At 67.5% G+C, this 13,913-nt stretch carries 14 protein-coding genes; 9 read left to right on the top strand and 5 right to left on the bottom strand.

From position 1 onward, the window contains the following. Positions 1 to 85 precede the first annotated feature (85 nt). The 3 genes from gnd to dnaA all read right to left on the bottom strand — a co-directional run bounded on the left by gnd (position 86) and on the right by dnaA (position 5,145). Positions 86 to 961, bottom strand: a complete 876-nt coding sequence (gnd, locus tag CP983_RS21535) for a phosphogluconate dehydrogenase (NAD(+)-dependent, decarboxylating) (RefSeq protein ID WP_093866319.1) — start codon at positions 959 to 961, stop codon at positions 86 to 88. A 259-nt stretch (positions 962 to 1,220) separates the two neighbouring features. Further along, positions 1,221 to 2,351: a DNA polymerase III subunit beta gene (gene dnaN / locus CP983_RS21540; protein WP_030967521.1), complete on the bottom strand. Its 1,131-nt coding sequence runs from the start codon at positions 2,349 to 2,351 to the stop codon at positions 1,221 to 1,223. Between the two features lie 880 nt (positions 2,352 to 3,231). Then, positions 3,232 to 5,145, bottom strand: coding sequence for a chromosomal replication initiator protein DnaA (dnaA, locus tag CP983_RS21550; RefSeq protein ID WP_150501223.1), 1,914 nt, complete (start codon positions 5,143 to 5,145; stop codon positions 3,232 to 3,234). Positions 5,146 to 5,528: 383 nt separating this feature from the next. On the opposite strand from dnaA, the gene rpmH reads away from it, so the two are divergent. From rpmH to CP983_RS21595, 9 genes are all read left to right on the top strand, one after another. Further along, the gene (rpmH, locus tag CP983_RS21555; protein WP_015659252.1) at positions 5,529 to 5,666 is read left to right on the top strand and encodes a 50S ribosomal protein L34; all 138 of its coding nucleotides are present in this window, start codon (positions 5,529 to 5,531) and stop codon (positions 5,664 to 5,666) included. A 21-nt stretch (positions 5,667 to 5,687) separates the two neighbouring features. Next, complete coding sequence (gene rnpA / locus CP983_RS21560; RefSeq protein ID WP_093746624.1) at positions 5,688 to 6,059, top strand: ribonuclease P protein component; 372 nt, start codon at positions 5,688 to 5,690, stop codon at positions 6,057 to 6,059. After that, entirely contained in the window at positions 6,056 to 6,409 is a 354-nt protein-coding gene (gene yidD, locus CP983_RS21565; protein WP_107904969.1) for a membrane protein insertion efficiency factor YidD, read from the top strand. Before rnpA ends, yidD begins: the two co-directional genes overlap by 4 nt. Before the next feature lie 3 nt (positions 6,410 to 6,412). Next, positions 6,413 to 7,678, top strand: a complete 1,266-nt coding sequence (yidC, locus tag CP983_RS21570) for a membrane protein insertase YidC (RefSeq protein WP_125524331.1) — start codon at positions 6,413 to 6,415, stop codon at positions 7,676 to 7,678. Between the two features lie 15 nt (positions 7,679 to 7,693). Next, entirely contained in the window at positions 7,694 to 8,206 is a 513-nt protein-coding gene (locus tag CP983_RS21575) for a Jag family protein (protein WP_150501225.1), read from the top strand. Between the two features lie 127 nt (positions 8,207 to 8,333). Continuing rightward, positions 8,334 to 9,050 (top strand): 16S rRNA (guanine(527)-N(7))-methyltransferase RsmG, encoded by a 717-nt coding sequence (gene rsmG / locus CP983_RS21580; RefSeq protein WP_107904972.1) that lies wholly within the window; start codon positions 8,334 to 8,336, stop codon positions 9,048 to 9,050. A gap of 295 nt (positions 9,051 to 9,345) precedes the next feature. Next, positions 9,346 to 10,419, top strand: coding sequence for a ParA family protein (locus tag CP983_RS21585; RefSeq protein ID WP_093746623.1), 1,074 nt, complete (start codon positions 9,346 to 9,348; stop codon positions 10,417 to 10,419). Further along, entirely contained in the window at positions 10,416 to 11,513 is a 1,098-nt protein-coding gene (locus CP983_RS21590) for a ParB/RepB/Spo0J family partition protein (protein ID WP_150501227.1), read from the top strand. Before CP983_RS21585 ends, CP983_RS21590 begins: the two co-directional genes overlap by 4 nt. Before the next feature lie 315 nt (positions 11,514 to 11,828). After that, on the top strand, positions 11,829 to 12,446 hold the full coding sequence (locus CP983_RS21595) for a GNAT family N-acetyltransferase (protein WP_030947167.1): 618 nt from the start codon (positions 11,829 to 11,831) through the stop codon (positions 12,444 to 12,446). Between the two features lie 71 nt (positions 12,447 to 12,517). Here CP983_RS21595 and trxA read toward each other — a convergent pair whose 3' ends face one another. Next, entirely contained in the window at positions 12,518 to 12,850 is a 333-nt protein-coding gene (gene trxA, locus CP983_RS21600) for a thioredoxin (RefSeq protein WP_107904974.1), read from the bottom strand. Between the two features lie 41 nt (positions 12,851 to 12,891). Next, positions 12,892 to 13,860 (bottom strand): thioredoxin-disulfide reductase, encoded by a 969-nt coding sequence (gene trxB / locus CP983_RS21605; protein ID WP_150501229.1) that lies wholly within the window; start codon positions 13,858 to 13,860, stop codon positions 12,892 to 12,894. Positions 13,861 to 13,913: the final 53 nt, after the last annotated feature.

The following is a 13,913-nucleotide window of genomic DNA, read 5'->3' on the forward strand; positions in this document are numbered from 1 at the left end:
GGTGCCAGGTCGGCATCCCCAGGGTGTGGATTACTTGTTCTCGTTTCTCGGTCTTGTCGTGCTCGGCCCGGCCGCGCCGAGCGGGCTACTTCTTCTCCACCGCGTGGCCGCCGAACTGGTTCCGCAGCGCCGCGATCATCTTCATCTGCGGCGAGTCGTCCTGGCGGGACGCGAACCGCGCGAACAGCGACGCGGTGATCGCCGGCAGCGGCACCGCGTGGTCGATGGCGGCTTCCACAGTCCAGCGTCCCTCACCGGAGTCCTGTGCAAAACCCCTGAGCCTGTCGAGGTGCTCGTCCTCGTCGAGGGCGTTCACCGCGAGGTCCAGGAGCCAGGAGCGGATGACCGTGCCCTCCTGCCAGGAGCGGAAGACCTCCCGGACGTCGGTCACGGAGTCGACCTTCTCCAGCAGCTCCCAGCCCTCGGCGTAGGCCTGCATCATCGCGTACTCGATGCCGTTGTGGACCATCTTCGCGAAGTGGCCGGCGCCCACCTTGCCGGCGTGCACGGCACCGAAGTCGCCCTCCGGCTTGAGGGCGTCGAAGAAGGGCTGCACCTTGGCGACGTTCTCCGCGTCACCGCCGTACATCAGCGCGTAGCCGTTCTCCAGGCCCCAGACGCCGCCGGAGACGCCGCAGTCGACGAAGCCGATGCCCTTGGCCGCGAGCTCCTCGGCGTGCCGCTCGTCGTCCGTCCAGCGGGAGTTCCCGCCGTCGACGACGACGTCACCGGGCTCGAGGAGCTCGGCGAGCTCGTCGATCGTCGACTGGGTCGCGGCGCCGGCCGGGACCATCACCCAGATCACGCGCGGGCCGGGGAGCTTGCCCACAAGCTCTTCCAGGCTGTGGACATCCGCGAGGTCCTGGTTGCGGTCGTATCCGACGACGGTGTGGCCCGCGCGGCGTATCCGCTCGCGCATGTTGCCGCCCATCTTGCCGAGGCCGACGAGACCGAGCTCCATCAGTTGTTCCTTAGGTTGCTGTGGCGTGTGAGGCACCTGCGTGCCCACGCCAGAGCCTAAACCCGGACGCACGCGCACATCCGTGGGCATACGCGCTCATACGTACGCCCTCACCTGCGGCTTCTCCGAAGGACCTCCGGAGCGGTCCGGTGATCCACAGCCCCGCCGGGACTGTGGAGGAAGGTCCGCGCCGAGCACCCGTCTCCGGACGAGCCGACGGCCGGGAAATCCACGGATTCCCCGGCCGCTGTGGACAACGTCAGCCGCTCAGGCGCACCGGCATGATCAGGTACTTGTAGGCCTCGTCCGCCTCGGCGTCCAGCGCGGGCTTGCCGCTGAGCAGCGCGGGCTTGGTGGACGTGGTGAACGACAGCTGGGCCACCGGGGAGTCGATGGCGCTCAGGCCGTCCAGCAGGAACGTCGGGTTGAAGGCGATCGAGATGTCGTCGCCCTCCAGCTGGGCGTCGACCCTTTCCACAGCCTGTGCGTCGTCGCTGGAGCCGGCCTCCAGGATCAGCACGCCCTGCTCGAAGCTGAGCCGCACCGGGGTGTTCCGCTCGGCGACCAGGGCCACACGCTTGACGGCCTCCACGAAGGGGGCGGTCTCGATCACGGCGACGGAGTTGAACTCGGTCGGGAACAGCGTGCGGTACTTCGGGAGGTCACCCTCCAGCAGGCGGGTCGTCGTACGGCGGCCCGCGCCCTCGAAGCCGATCAGGCCCTCTCCGGCGCCGGAGCCCGAGAGCGCCAGCGTGACGCTGTCGCCGCTGGTCAGCGCCTTGGCGGTGTCCAGGAGCGTCTTGGCGGGGACCAGGGCGACCGCGGAGGCCTCCGGGTTCTCCGGCTTCCACAGGAACTCGCGGACCGCGAAGCGGTAGCGGTCGGTGGAGGCCAGGGTGACGGTGTCGCCCTCGATCTCGATGCGCACACCGGTCAGGACGGGCAGCGTGTCGTCACGGCCGGCGGCGATGGCGACCTGGGAGGCCGCCGAGGCGAAGACCTCACCGGGGACGGTGCCCGTGGCGGTCGGCATCTGCGGCAGGGCCGGGTACTCCTCCACAGGCAGGGTGTGGAGTGTGAATCGCGAGGAGCCGCAGACCACGGTCGCCCGTACACCGTCTGTGGAGATCTCCACCGGGCGGTTGGGCAGAGCGCGGCAGATGTCGGCGAGCAGCCGGCCGGAGACGAGGACCGTGCCCTCCTCCTCGACCTCGGCCTCGACGCTGACGCGAGCGGAGACCTCGTAGTCGAAGCTCGACAGGCTCAGCTGACCGTCGTCGGCCTTCAGCAGGAGGCCGGCGAGGACAGGCGCCGGCGGACGGGCCGGGAGGCTGCGTGCCGCCCAGGCCACGGCCTCCGCGAGTACGTCGCGTTCCACCCGGATCTTCACTGTTGCCGCCTCCTGCTGTTGCCGGCGCTTCTCGGCCTGCCTGGCTTCGTCGTCTGTCTCGGTGTCGTCGGCCCCAGTGAGGGGAAGGACACCGGGAACAGTCTGACGCACCCCACTGACAGTAGGTGCCTCTCGGGGTCAAGTCGTGACGAGGGGCAGCCGGGAGCCGGACAGCGAGTTGTGCACAGGGCCCTCTTCGAAACGGATTCCCAGCTCTCTCTAGTTGGGAGTAGTAGTAGGGCCTGTGGATACCGTGGATAACCACGTTTTCCCAGCTCAGAGCAGAGATTTTGTCCACCGGCCCTGTGGGCGACGGCAGTGGACAACCGGGTGTTTCTGTGGAGAACGGAAAGTTCTGCACACCCCATGCACAGCCTGGGCCGACTTCTCCCCAGTGCCGTCCCCAGCTTTACCCACCTTTCCCACAGGCCAACCCGGCACCTTTGTGTGACGCCTTTCACTCGACCCGGTGAGGAGGCGCGTCGCGTTGCCGAACAGTGGACAGCGGTGTGGAGAAGCTGGGGATCGCTGGGGACAACTGGCCCCAGCCTGTGGGTTGTCGGTGGACAACTTCATGCACAGCCTGTGGATCTTTTCGCTGTCCACAGTCTGTGGAGATCGTTCGTCCACGAATCCACAAGCAGTTGACCTGGTCCGATCGTCCTTCAACAGGGGCGGCTGTGGACACAGTCTGGACAACTTCCCAGTCCCCAGGGTGTGGACGCCAGAAAGTCACCGAATCTGTGGAGAGTGGCCGTAACCCGGCAGGTATTCGAACAGCCGCCGTCCGCGGCATGACGAAGGGCGCCCCGGGATTTCGTCCCGAAGCGCCCTCAGTGACGTACGAACGGGCCTCGCGGCCCTGTGCCGGCCTGCTCGGTCAGCCGTTCTTGATGCGGTTGGTGAGCTCGGTGACCTGGTTGTAGATGGAGCGCCGCTCGGCCATCAGATTGCGGATCTTGCGGTCCGCGTGCATCACCGTGGTGTGGTCGCGGCCGCCGAACAGCGCGCCGATCTTCGGCAGCGACAGGTCCGTCAGCTCACGGCACAGGTACATGGCGATCTGGCGGGCCGTGACCAGCTGGCGGCCGCGCGAGCTGCCGCACAGGTCCTCGACCGTGAGGCCGAAGTAGTCGGCGGTGGCGCTCATGATGGCCGTGGAGGTGATCTCCGGCGTCGCGTCGTCGCCGCCCGGGATCAGGTCCTTGAGGACGATCTCCGTCAGGCCCAGGTCCACCGGCTGACGGTTGAGCGAGGCGAACGCCGTCACCCGGATCAGCGCGCCCTCCAGCTCGCGGATGTTGCGCGAGATGCGGGAGGCGATGAACTCCAGTACCTCCGGCGGGGCGTTGAGCTGCTCCTGGACCGCCTTCTTGCGCAGGATCGCGATACGCGTCTCCAGCTCGGGCGGCTGGACGTCGGTGATCAGGCCCCACTCGAACCGGTTGCGCAGCCGGTCCTCCAGGGTGACCAGCTGCTTGGGCGGCCGGTCGCTGGAGAGCACGATCTGCTTGTTGGCGTTGTGGAGCGTGTTGAAGGTGTGGAAGAACTCCTCCTGCGTCGACTCCTTGTCCGCGAGGAACTGGATGTCGTCGACGAGCAGGATGTCCATCTCGCGGTAGCGCTTGCGGAAGCTGTCGCCCTTGCCGTCGCGGATGGAGTTGATGAACTCGTTGGTGAACTCCTCCGAGCTCACGTACCGCACGCGCGTGCCCGGGTAGAGGCTGCGTGCGTAGTGCCCGATCGCGTGCAGCAGGTGGGTCTTGCCGAGGCCCGACTCCCCATAGATGAACAGGGGGTTGTACGCCTTCGCGGGTGCCTCGGCGACGGCGACCGCGGCCGCGTGCGCGAAGCGGTTGGAGGCGCCGATGACGAACGTGTCGAAGAGGTACTTCGGGTTCAGACGCGCGGTCGGCTCGCCGGGACCGGGCGCCGGCGCGGGCTGCGCGGCCAGCGGGCCGGGGGCACCGGGGCCGCCGCGGTGCACATGGCCGGAGCCGACGGGCGGCTCGGGCAGCTCACGGCGGCCGTCGCGGTCGTAGTCGGAACGCGGCTTGTCGTAGTCGGGCCGCTGCTGCTCATATTCGGAGCGGTGCTTGTCGTAGTCGGAGCGGTGCTGCTCGTACTCCGAGCGGTGCCCGTCGTAGGACGGTCGTTCCATCGGCTGCGGGCGGTAGTCCTGCGAGGGACCGCCGTAGGACTCCTGCTGATAGGAGTCCTGCTGGTACGGGTCCTGGGGCGGCGACGCGTACGGGTCCCGCTCGGGGAAGCCGAGGCGCTGCTGCTGCCAGCCGTAGTCGTCCTGCGTGGGGCGCGGCCAGCTGCCGGGGGTGTGCTCGGGGCGCTGGTACTCGCCCGGGTAGGCCGGGCGCGCGGTGGGCAGCGGGTCGGGGCTGCCGGTCCGCTGGTCGTCGGCGCGGTGGCGGCCGTAACTCTCGTAGGAGGGGAGCTCGGGCTCCTCGTAGCGGGACTGCTGCGCGGGCGGTGCCACCGGCGGGGCCGGGGGCGGGGGCTCGCCGGCGGAGTCGTCGACGGTGATCGCGATGCGGATCGGACGGCCGCACTCGCGGCTCAGCGTGTCGCTCACGATCGGGGCCAGACGGCCCTCCAGTACGCCCTTCGCAAATTCGTTCGGTACGGCGAGCAGGGCGGTGTCCGCGACCAGCGCGAGGGGCTGGCAGCGCCGGATCCAGTGCTCGTCCTTGCCCTCCACGCCCTGCCCGCGGCCCTCGCCGAGAAGCTGTTCAAGTACTCGTGGCCACACTGCGGCAAGATCGGCAGGTACGTCAGCCACAGGGCACGCTCTCTCACAGGTCCCACGAACGTGTGATTGTGGGACGGGTCGGGATTCAAACGGGTGGAGCCAGAATCAAGGGGACAAGGGAACGAATCGGAGTCCAGCCACGGTAGTCAGGGCGGCGGGTGCGGTTCAAGTTGTTGTCCCCAGCCTGTGGATAGTGTCTCCCAGTGACCTCTGGTTTGACCGGATGGCGTAGCCGCGCGTACCGTAACCAGGTCGAGTTGTCGATGGCTGCTGCCGCCTGCCTCCGATGGGCACAGATCACGTCAGGTGATCGGGAAGCGGTGCAATCGGGCGTAACTGCGAGCTACTCGTGGGCGCACGGTGACAGCCAGGACGGCACCCGCCAAACACCGATTTATCTCTGGAGCCCCCGAGTGAGCAAGCGCACCTTCCAGCCGAACAACCGTCGTCGCGCGAAGACCCACGGCTTCCGCCTGCGGATGCGCACCCGCGCCGGCCGCGCGATTCTCGCGAACCGTCGTGCCAAGGGTCGCGCCAGCCTGTCCGCCTGATCCTGATCAGGTCATGACGTCGTGCTGCCCACCGAGAACCGGCTGAGGCGGCGCGAGGACTTCGCGACCGCGGTACGACGAGGTCGTCGGGCAGGCCGCCCGACTCTCGTCGTCCACCTTCGTAGCGGTGCCACGGACCCGCACGCGCCTGGGGAGAGCGCTCCCCCGACGCGTGCGGGTTTCGTCGTGAGCAAGGCTGTGGGTGGCGCGGTCGTGCGGAACAAGGTGAAGCGCAGGCTTCGCCATCTGATGCGCGACCGAGTCGACCAGCTGCCCCCCGGTAGCCTGGTAGTCGTACGAGCGTTGCCCGGTTCGGGTGATGCCGACCATGCACAGCTGGCCCGAGACCTGGATGCCGCTCTGCAGCGGCTGCTGGGAGGGGGCGCGCGATGAAGTACCCACTACTGGCTCTGATCAAGCTGTACCAGTGGACGATCAGTCCGCTGCTCGGGCCGGTGTGCAAGTACTACCCGTCGTGCTCCCACTACGGGTATACGGCCATCGACCGGCACGGTGCGATCAAGGGCACGGCGCTCACCGCCTGGCGCATCCTGCGGTGCAACCCGTGGTCATTGGGCGGTGTGGATCATGTCCCGCCGCGCAAGCGCCCACGGTGGCACGAAATGGTGCGCAACGCGTGGCGCGCACGGAAGGGCGGGCCCTCCGCCGCCGAAACGGCCATCGAAGGTGAAGTTCCTTCGAGCCCGGCCGCAGAGACCCCGTCCCATGTCCAAGGAGCATGATTAGTGGACACGATTGCCAGCCTCTTCAGCTTCATCACGACACCCGTTTCCTGGGTCATCGTCCAGTTCCACTCGGTGTACGGCGCCATCTTCGGCCCCGACACCGGATGGGCCTGGGGCCTGTCCATCGTGTCCCTGGTGATTCTGATCCGTATCTGCCTGATCCCGCTCTTCGTGAAGCAGATCAAGGCGACCCGGGCCATGCAGACGCTGCAGCCCGAGATGAAGAAGATCCAGGAGCGCTACAAGAACGACAAGCAGCGTCAGTCCGAAGAGATGATGAAGCTGTACAAGGAGACGGGCACCAACCCGCTCTCCTCGTGCCTTCCCATCCTGGCGCAGTCGCCGTTCTTCTTCGCCCTGTACCACGTGCTCAACAGCATCGCGAACAACGACACCATCGGTGTCATCAACCAGAGCCTGCTGGAGAGCGCGCAGAAGGCGCACATCTTCGGGGCCCCGCTGGCCGCGAAGTTCACCGACAGCTCTGCTGACGTCGCCGCCCTCGACGCCTCGCTGACCACCGTCCGCATCGTCACCGCGGTCATGATCGTCCTGATGTCGGCGTCGCAGTTCTACACGCAGCGCCAGCTGATGACGAAGAACGTCGACACCACGGTGAAGACGCCGTTCATGCAGCAGCAGAAGATGCTGATGTACGTCTTCCCGGTCATGTTCGCCGTCTTCGGCATCAACTTCCCGGTCGGTGTCCTCGTCTACTGGCTGACCACCAACGTGTGGACCATGGGCCAGCAGATGTACGTCATCCACAACAACCCGACCCCGGGTTCCAAGGCCCAGGCCGCCTACCTGGAGCGCCTGACCAAGCACGTCACGAGCCACGGCAAGACCCGCCGCCGGGGCGAGCGCGCCATCATCAAGGCCATCGTCGCCAAGGGCCGCGACCGCAACGAGTTCGAGCGCAAGTTCATCAACGGCCTGACCAAGGCCGGACTCGCGGCGCAGACCGACGGCACCGTGGTGAAGAGCGAGGGCGCAGTCGCGACCGTCGCCGAGGACGGTACGCCGACCACCACGGCGACGCCCAAGCGTCAGCAGCCGAAGCGGCAGAGCAAGTCCCAGCGTCAGTCCGGCCATGCGAAGCAGGCCGACGAGCCGACCTCGCTGGAGAAGTCCGAGCCTGAGGACGCCAAGCCCGAAGCCGCCAAGAAGGATGCTCCCAAGCCCGGCAGCGGCGGCCGCAGCAAGGCCCAGTCCGGGCAGCGCAAGGGCGGTCCGCAGCGCCCCAAGTCCCCGTCCAAGAAGTAAGAAGGAGCCCATCCCGTGACGGAAGGCACCACCTCCGCCGCTGCCGAGGGTGCAGACACCCTGAGCCGCCTGGAGCAAGAGGGCGAGATCGCGGCGGACTACCTCGAAGGTCTGCTCGACATCGCCGATCTCGACGGCGACATCGACATGGACGTCGAGGCCGACCGCGCCGCTGTCTCGATCATCAGCGACGCGGGCAGCCGCGACCTGCAAAAGCTGGTCGGGCGTGAGGGCGAGGTGCTGGAGGCGCTTCAGGAGCTCACGCGCCTGGCCGTGCACCGGGAGACCGGGGACCGCAGCCGGCTGATGCTGGACATCGCCGGCTACCGGGCCAAGAAGCGGGCCGAGCTCTCCGAGCTGGGCGCCAAGACCGCCGCCGAGGTCAAGAGCACCGGCGAGCCCGTGAAGATGAACCCGATGACGCCGTTCGAGCGCAAGGTCGTGCACGATGCGGTGAAGTCGGCGGGCCTGCGGAGCGAGTCCGAGGGCGAGGAGCCGCAGCGGTTCGTCGTCGTCCTTCCCGCCTGATCGGTCGCTACGTCTCCTCCGGCCCCGTCTGTGCGCAGGCGGGGCCGAAGTTTGTCAGCCTGTTAGTTCTGGTGGTTCTGGTGATCGGCGCCCGAAGCGCCGGCGCGGTACGGAAGGACGGTCCCCCGTGACGGAGGCAGCGGAGCTTCCCCCTGTGCCCGAACAGGCACGTGAGGTGTTCGGCGATCGCTACGCTGATGCGGTCCGCTACGCCGAACTGCTCGCCGAGGCGGGTGTGCAGCGCGGCCTGATCGGCCCACGCGAGGTGCCCCGTCTGTGGGAGCGCCACCTGCTGAACTGCGCGGTGCTCTCGGAGGTCGTTCCCGAGGGCGTGACGGTGTGCGACGTCGGCTCGGGGGCCGGACTGCCCGGCATCCCGCTGGCGCTGGTCCGGGAGGACCTCAAGATCACTCTCCTGGAGCCGCTGCTGCGGCGGACGAACTTCCTGACGGAGGTCGTGGAGCTGCTCGGCCTCGACCATGTGACGGTCGTCCGTGGTCGCGCCGAGGAGGTCATGGGGAAGCTGCCGCCCGTGCATGTGGTGACCGCCCGTGCGGTCGCTCCGCTGGACCGCCTGGCCACCTGGGGCATCCCGCTGCTGCGCCCCTACGGCGAGATGCTGGCGCTCAAGGGCGACGCCGCGGAGGAGGAGCTGAAGAGCGCGGCGACGGCTCTGAGCAAGCTTGGGGCGGTGGAGACGTCGATCCACCATGTCGGCGAGGGCGTGGTGGACCCGATGTCCACGGTCGTGCGCGTCGAGGTCGGGGAGAGCCCGGGCGGTGTGCGCTTCGCGGCGAAGCGTGCGAAGGCGGCCAGGACGGGACGGACCCGTCGACGACGCTGATCCGTCCTGACGACGAGACGTACTCCACACAAGCTGGCAAACCTACCCATGCCGGAGTGTCGCGACAGTTCGGCCACCGCTGCTGTGCATCGTGTTTCACGTGAAACGTCGCTCACTGCTGCACGGCATCATTAGCCGCGGCCGCGCTGCCGAACCGCGTGACCGAAAGCCCCTCGGCTCCCTCAAGGAGGGTGCTTCCGATGACTCTCCGTCCCCCTGGAGGGGCACGGAGGTTTCCACAGAGGTGGATTTCTCCACAGAACAACAGGCCTCACTGGTTCACGACCCCGAAGACATGGGAGGCTCTGTTCATTGCGAGCCTGAAGTCGAGGAGAGTGAATCCTTGCGGTCCGACGCCAACATCGCGGGACCGATGACCGATCCGGTCCCCGGTCCCCGTACCGAGTCGATGGGGGACGATGTTTCACGTGAAACACCGCCCCCGATGGACGACACTCCCATCGGTCGTGCTGCCCAACTGGCGGTCGAGGCGCTAGGCCGCGCCGGCGAGGGCCTGCCACGGCCCGAGCAGACGCGTGTCATGGTGGTCGCCAACCAGAAGGGGGGCGTGGGCAAGACGACGACGACCGTCAACCTTGCCGCTTCGCTGGCCCTGCATGGCGGCCGTGTACTCGTTATCGACCTCGACCCTCAGGGCAACGCATCCACGGCCCTGGGGATCGACCATCACGCCGAGGTTCCCTCGATCTATGACGTGTTGGTCGAGAGCAAGCCGCTCGCCGAAGTCGTCCAGCCGGTCCCCGATGTCGAGGGCCTCTTCTGTGCCCCCGCCACGATCGATCTCGCCGGTGCTGAGATCGAGCTGGTATCGCTGGTGGCGCGTGAGAGCCGGCTCGAGCGGGCGATCCAGGCCTACGAACAGCCGCTGGACTACGTCCTCATCGACTGCCCTCCCTCGCTCGGCCTGCTGACGGTCAACGCACTCGTGGCCGGCCAGGAGGTCCTGATCCCGATCCAGTGCGAGTACTACGCGCTGGAGGGACTTGGGCAGCTGCTGCGCAACGTCGACCTGGTGCGGGGGCACCTCAACCCCGCCCTGCATGTCTCGACGATCCTGCTCACCATGTACGACGGCCGGACGCGGCTCGCGTCCCAGGTCGCGGACGAGGTACGCAACCACTTCGGCGACGAGGTGCTGCGGACGAGCATTCCCCGCTCGGTCCGTATCTCCGAGGCGCCGAGCTATGGGCAGACGGTTCTGACTTACGATCCAGGTTCGAGCGGCGCCCTGTCCTACCTTGAGGCCGCACGAGAAATCGCGCTGAAGGGTGTCGGTGTCAGCTACGACCCGACGAACGGCCACTTCGGCGCCCAGAGCAACCCGAGCATGGTGGAGGGGATCCAGTGAGCGAGCGACGGAGGGGTTTGGGTCGTGGACTCGGCGCACTGATCCCTGCTGCACCGACGGAGAAGACGGTGCCCCCGCCCGCGGTAGGGGGAGCTGCTCCCGCCTCCCCGGCTGCGATGCCGGTGCTGACCGACCGTGGGGTCGCCGCGGCCAAGGTGGCTACGCTGCCGCCTGTTTCACATGAAACCGAGGAGCCGCCGTCGAGCGGCGCCGTGGAGACGCCTGCCGCTCCCATGGGCGCTCACTTCGCGGAGATCCCCCTCGACGAGATCACGCCGAACCCGCGTCAGCCGCGTGAGATCTTCGACGAGGACGCGCTCCAGGAGCTCGTCACCTCCATCCAGGAGGTCGGTCTCCTCCAGCCGATCGTCGTGCGGCAGATCGCTCCCTCGCGCTTCGAGCTCATCATGGGCGAGCGCCGCTGGAGGGCCTGCCGTGAGGCCGGCCTCGAGGCGATCCCGGCGATCGTGCGGGCCACGGATGACGAGAAGCTTCTGCTGGACGCGCTGCTGGAGAACCTGCACCGCGCTCAGCTGAACCCGATCGAAGAGGCGGCTGCCTACGATCAGCTGCTGAAGGACTTCAACTGCACGCACGACCAGCTGGCTGACCGCATCGGCCGTTCCCGGCCCCAGGTCTCCAACACCCTGCGTCTGCTGAAGCTCTCGCCCAAGGTTCAGAACAGGGTGGCGGCCGGAGTGCTCTCCGCTGGCCATGCGCGGGCTCTGCTGTCCGTGGAGGACGCCGAGGAGCAGGAGCGGCTGGCCTACCGCGTGGTGGCCGAAGGGCTGTCCGTACGGTCCGTAGAAGAGATCGTGACCCTGATGGGCTCCCGCCCGCAGAAGACCCCGCGGTCCAGGGGTCCCCGGGCCGGCTCGGTTCCTTCGCCGGCGCTGTCCGACCTTGCGACGCGGCTCTCGGACCGCTTCGAGACGCGAGTGAAGGTCGAGCTCGGTCAGAAGAAGGGCAAGATCACCGTCGAGTTCGCCTCTCCGGAGGACCTCGAGCGGATCCTCACCACCTTCGCTCCGGGCGAGAAGCTCGCCCTGCAGAAGAGCCTGCTCGATGAGGACGACGAGGACAACGAGGGCTGAGGCTCGGCCGGCTCGGCTGTCCGACCCGTTCATGCGGGCCGTGTCCGGTGTGTACCGGAACACGGCCCGCACTTTGCTTTCTGGCGGTATCGATGGAATCGCATCGTCGATACGATGCGATCGGGTATGGCGCATCCACCTGGCAGACCTCTTAGGGGAGGCGGGGTCCATGCGAACGGTGAGCCGCACCGGACTGGTGAGCGCGGGTCTTGGACTGGGCGCGGTCGGCGGATTCGTCGGCAGCCTGCTCAGAGAGCGAAGCGCCCTGACAGCCGCTCGCGATGCCGCGGGCGAAGGAAGCGAGGAACAGCCTTCATGGGGCGTCGGCTCGTACCGCTCACGCTGGACAACCTTCCGGACCTTCCCAAGCGCTGCCGCTCGTGTGTCTTCTGGGAGTTGGACCCGGTCAGCGGTGAGGCAGCGGTAAAGGCCGGCACGGCCGCACTGGAGAAGGAAGCCTGGATCTCCGCCGTCCTGTTGGACTGGGGCTCCTGCGGGCGAGTCGTCTACGTCGATGAAGTGCCGGTCGGCTTCGTGCTGTACGCGCCTCCGGCTTACGTTCCTCGCGCGACGGCGTTTCCCACGAGCCCTGTCTCACCGGACGCGGTGCAACTGATGACCGCGTTCATCATGCCCGGCTATCAGGGCCAAGGGCTGGGCAGAGTGATGGTCCAGACAGTCGCCAAGGATCTTCTGCGACGGGGCTTCAAGGCGATCGAGGCCTTCGGAGACGCTCGTTGGAAAGAGCCGGCGTGCGTTCTGCCCGCCGACCATCTGCTGGCCGTGGGCTTCAAGACGGTTCGCCCGCACCCCACGTCCCCACGACTGCGGCTGGAGCTGCGGACGACTCTGTCATGGAAGGAAGACGTGGAGATGGCGATCGACCGGCTTCTCGGCGCGGTCCAGAAGGAACCGGCGCTGCGGCCTCTCTGACCCGTGCTGCACCCCGCCAAAGCAAATGGGCCAACCCAAGGGGTTGGCCCATTCGTGTTTCACGTGAAACGTCACTCGGCGATGAAGTCCTCGAGGTCGCGGAGGATCCCGGCCTTCGGCTTCGCGCCGACGATGGTCTTGGCGACCTCGCCGTTCTGGTAGACGTTCAGCGTCGGGATGGACATGACGCCGTACTTGGCGGCCGTACCCGGGTTCTCGTCGATGTTGAGCTTGACGATCTCGATCTTGTCACCGTGCTCGGCGGCGATCGCCTCGAGGGACGGCGCGATCTGACGGCACGGACCGCACCAGGCAGCCCAGAAGTCCACCAGGACGGGCTTGTCGCTCTTGAGGACGTCCTGCTCGAAGGAATCGTCGGTCACATTCTTCAGGGTGCCGGCCACGGCGGGCTCCTTAACTGATCGGGGCGTGGGGTGGATGGGGGTCAGACAGAGGTCTTCTCGGGCTCGGCCTTCTCCTCGTCCGCCAAGGCGGAGAGGAAGCGCTCGGCGTCGAGAGCGGCGGAACAACCGGTGCCGGCCGCCGTGATCGCCTGGCGGTAGGTGTGGTCGACCACGTCGCCGGCACCGAAGACGCCGCTGAGGTTGGTGCGGGTCGAGGGGGCGCTGACCTTGAGGTAGCCCTCCTCGTCCAACTCCAGCTGGCCCTTGAACAGCTCGGTGCGCGGGTCGTGGCCGATCGCGATGAACAGGCCGGTGACCGCCAGGTCCGAGAGCTCGCCGGTTTTGATGTTGCGCAGCTTCAGGCCGGAGAGCTTCTGCTCGCCCTGTACCTCGGCCACCTCGCTGTCCCAGACGAACTTGATCTTCGGGTCGGCGAAGGCACGCTCCTGCATCGCCTTCGAGGCGCGCAGGGTGTCCCGGCGGTGGACGATCGTCACGGACTTGGCGAAGCGCGAGAGGAAGGTCGCCTCCTCCATCGCGGTGTCGCCGCCGCCGATCACGGCGATGTCCTGGTCCTTGAAGAAGAACCCGTCACAGGTGGCACACCACGAGACGCCACGACCCGAGAGGGCGTCCTCGTTCGGCAGGCCGAGCTTGCGGTGCTGCGAGCCGGTCGCGACGATGATGGCCTTCGCACGGTGGACCGTGCCCGCGGTGTCGGTGACGGTCTTGATCTCACCGCTCAGGTCGACATTGACGATGTCGTCCGGGACGAGCTCGGCACCGAAGCGCTCGGCCTGGGAGCGCATGTTGTCCATGAGCTCGGGGCCCATGATGCCGTCCTGGAAGCCCGGGAAGTTCTCCACGTCGGTCGTGTTCATGAGCGCACCACCGGCGGTGACGGCACCTTCGAACACCAACGGCTTCAGCGACGCGCGCGCGGTGTAGAGCGCCGCCGTGTAGCCGGCAGGCCCGGAGCCGATGATGATCACGTTTCGGACGTCGCTCACGGCTTGATTCCTCGTCTCTGGAATACGTCGTCGGACCGGTGGAGCCCCTTTCA

The organism is Streptomyces chartreusis, assembly GCF_008704715.1.
GTDB classification, from domain to species: domain Bacteria; phylum Actinomycetota; class Actinomycetes; order Streptomycetales; family Streptomycetaceae; genus Streptomyces; species Streptomyces chartreusis.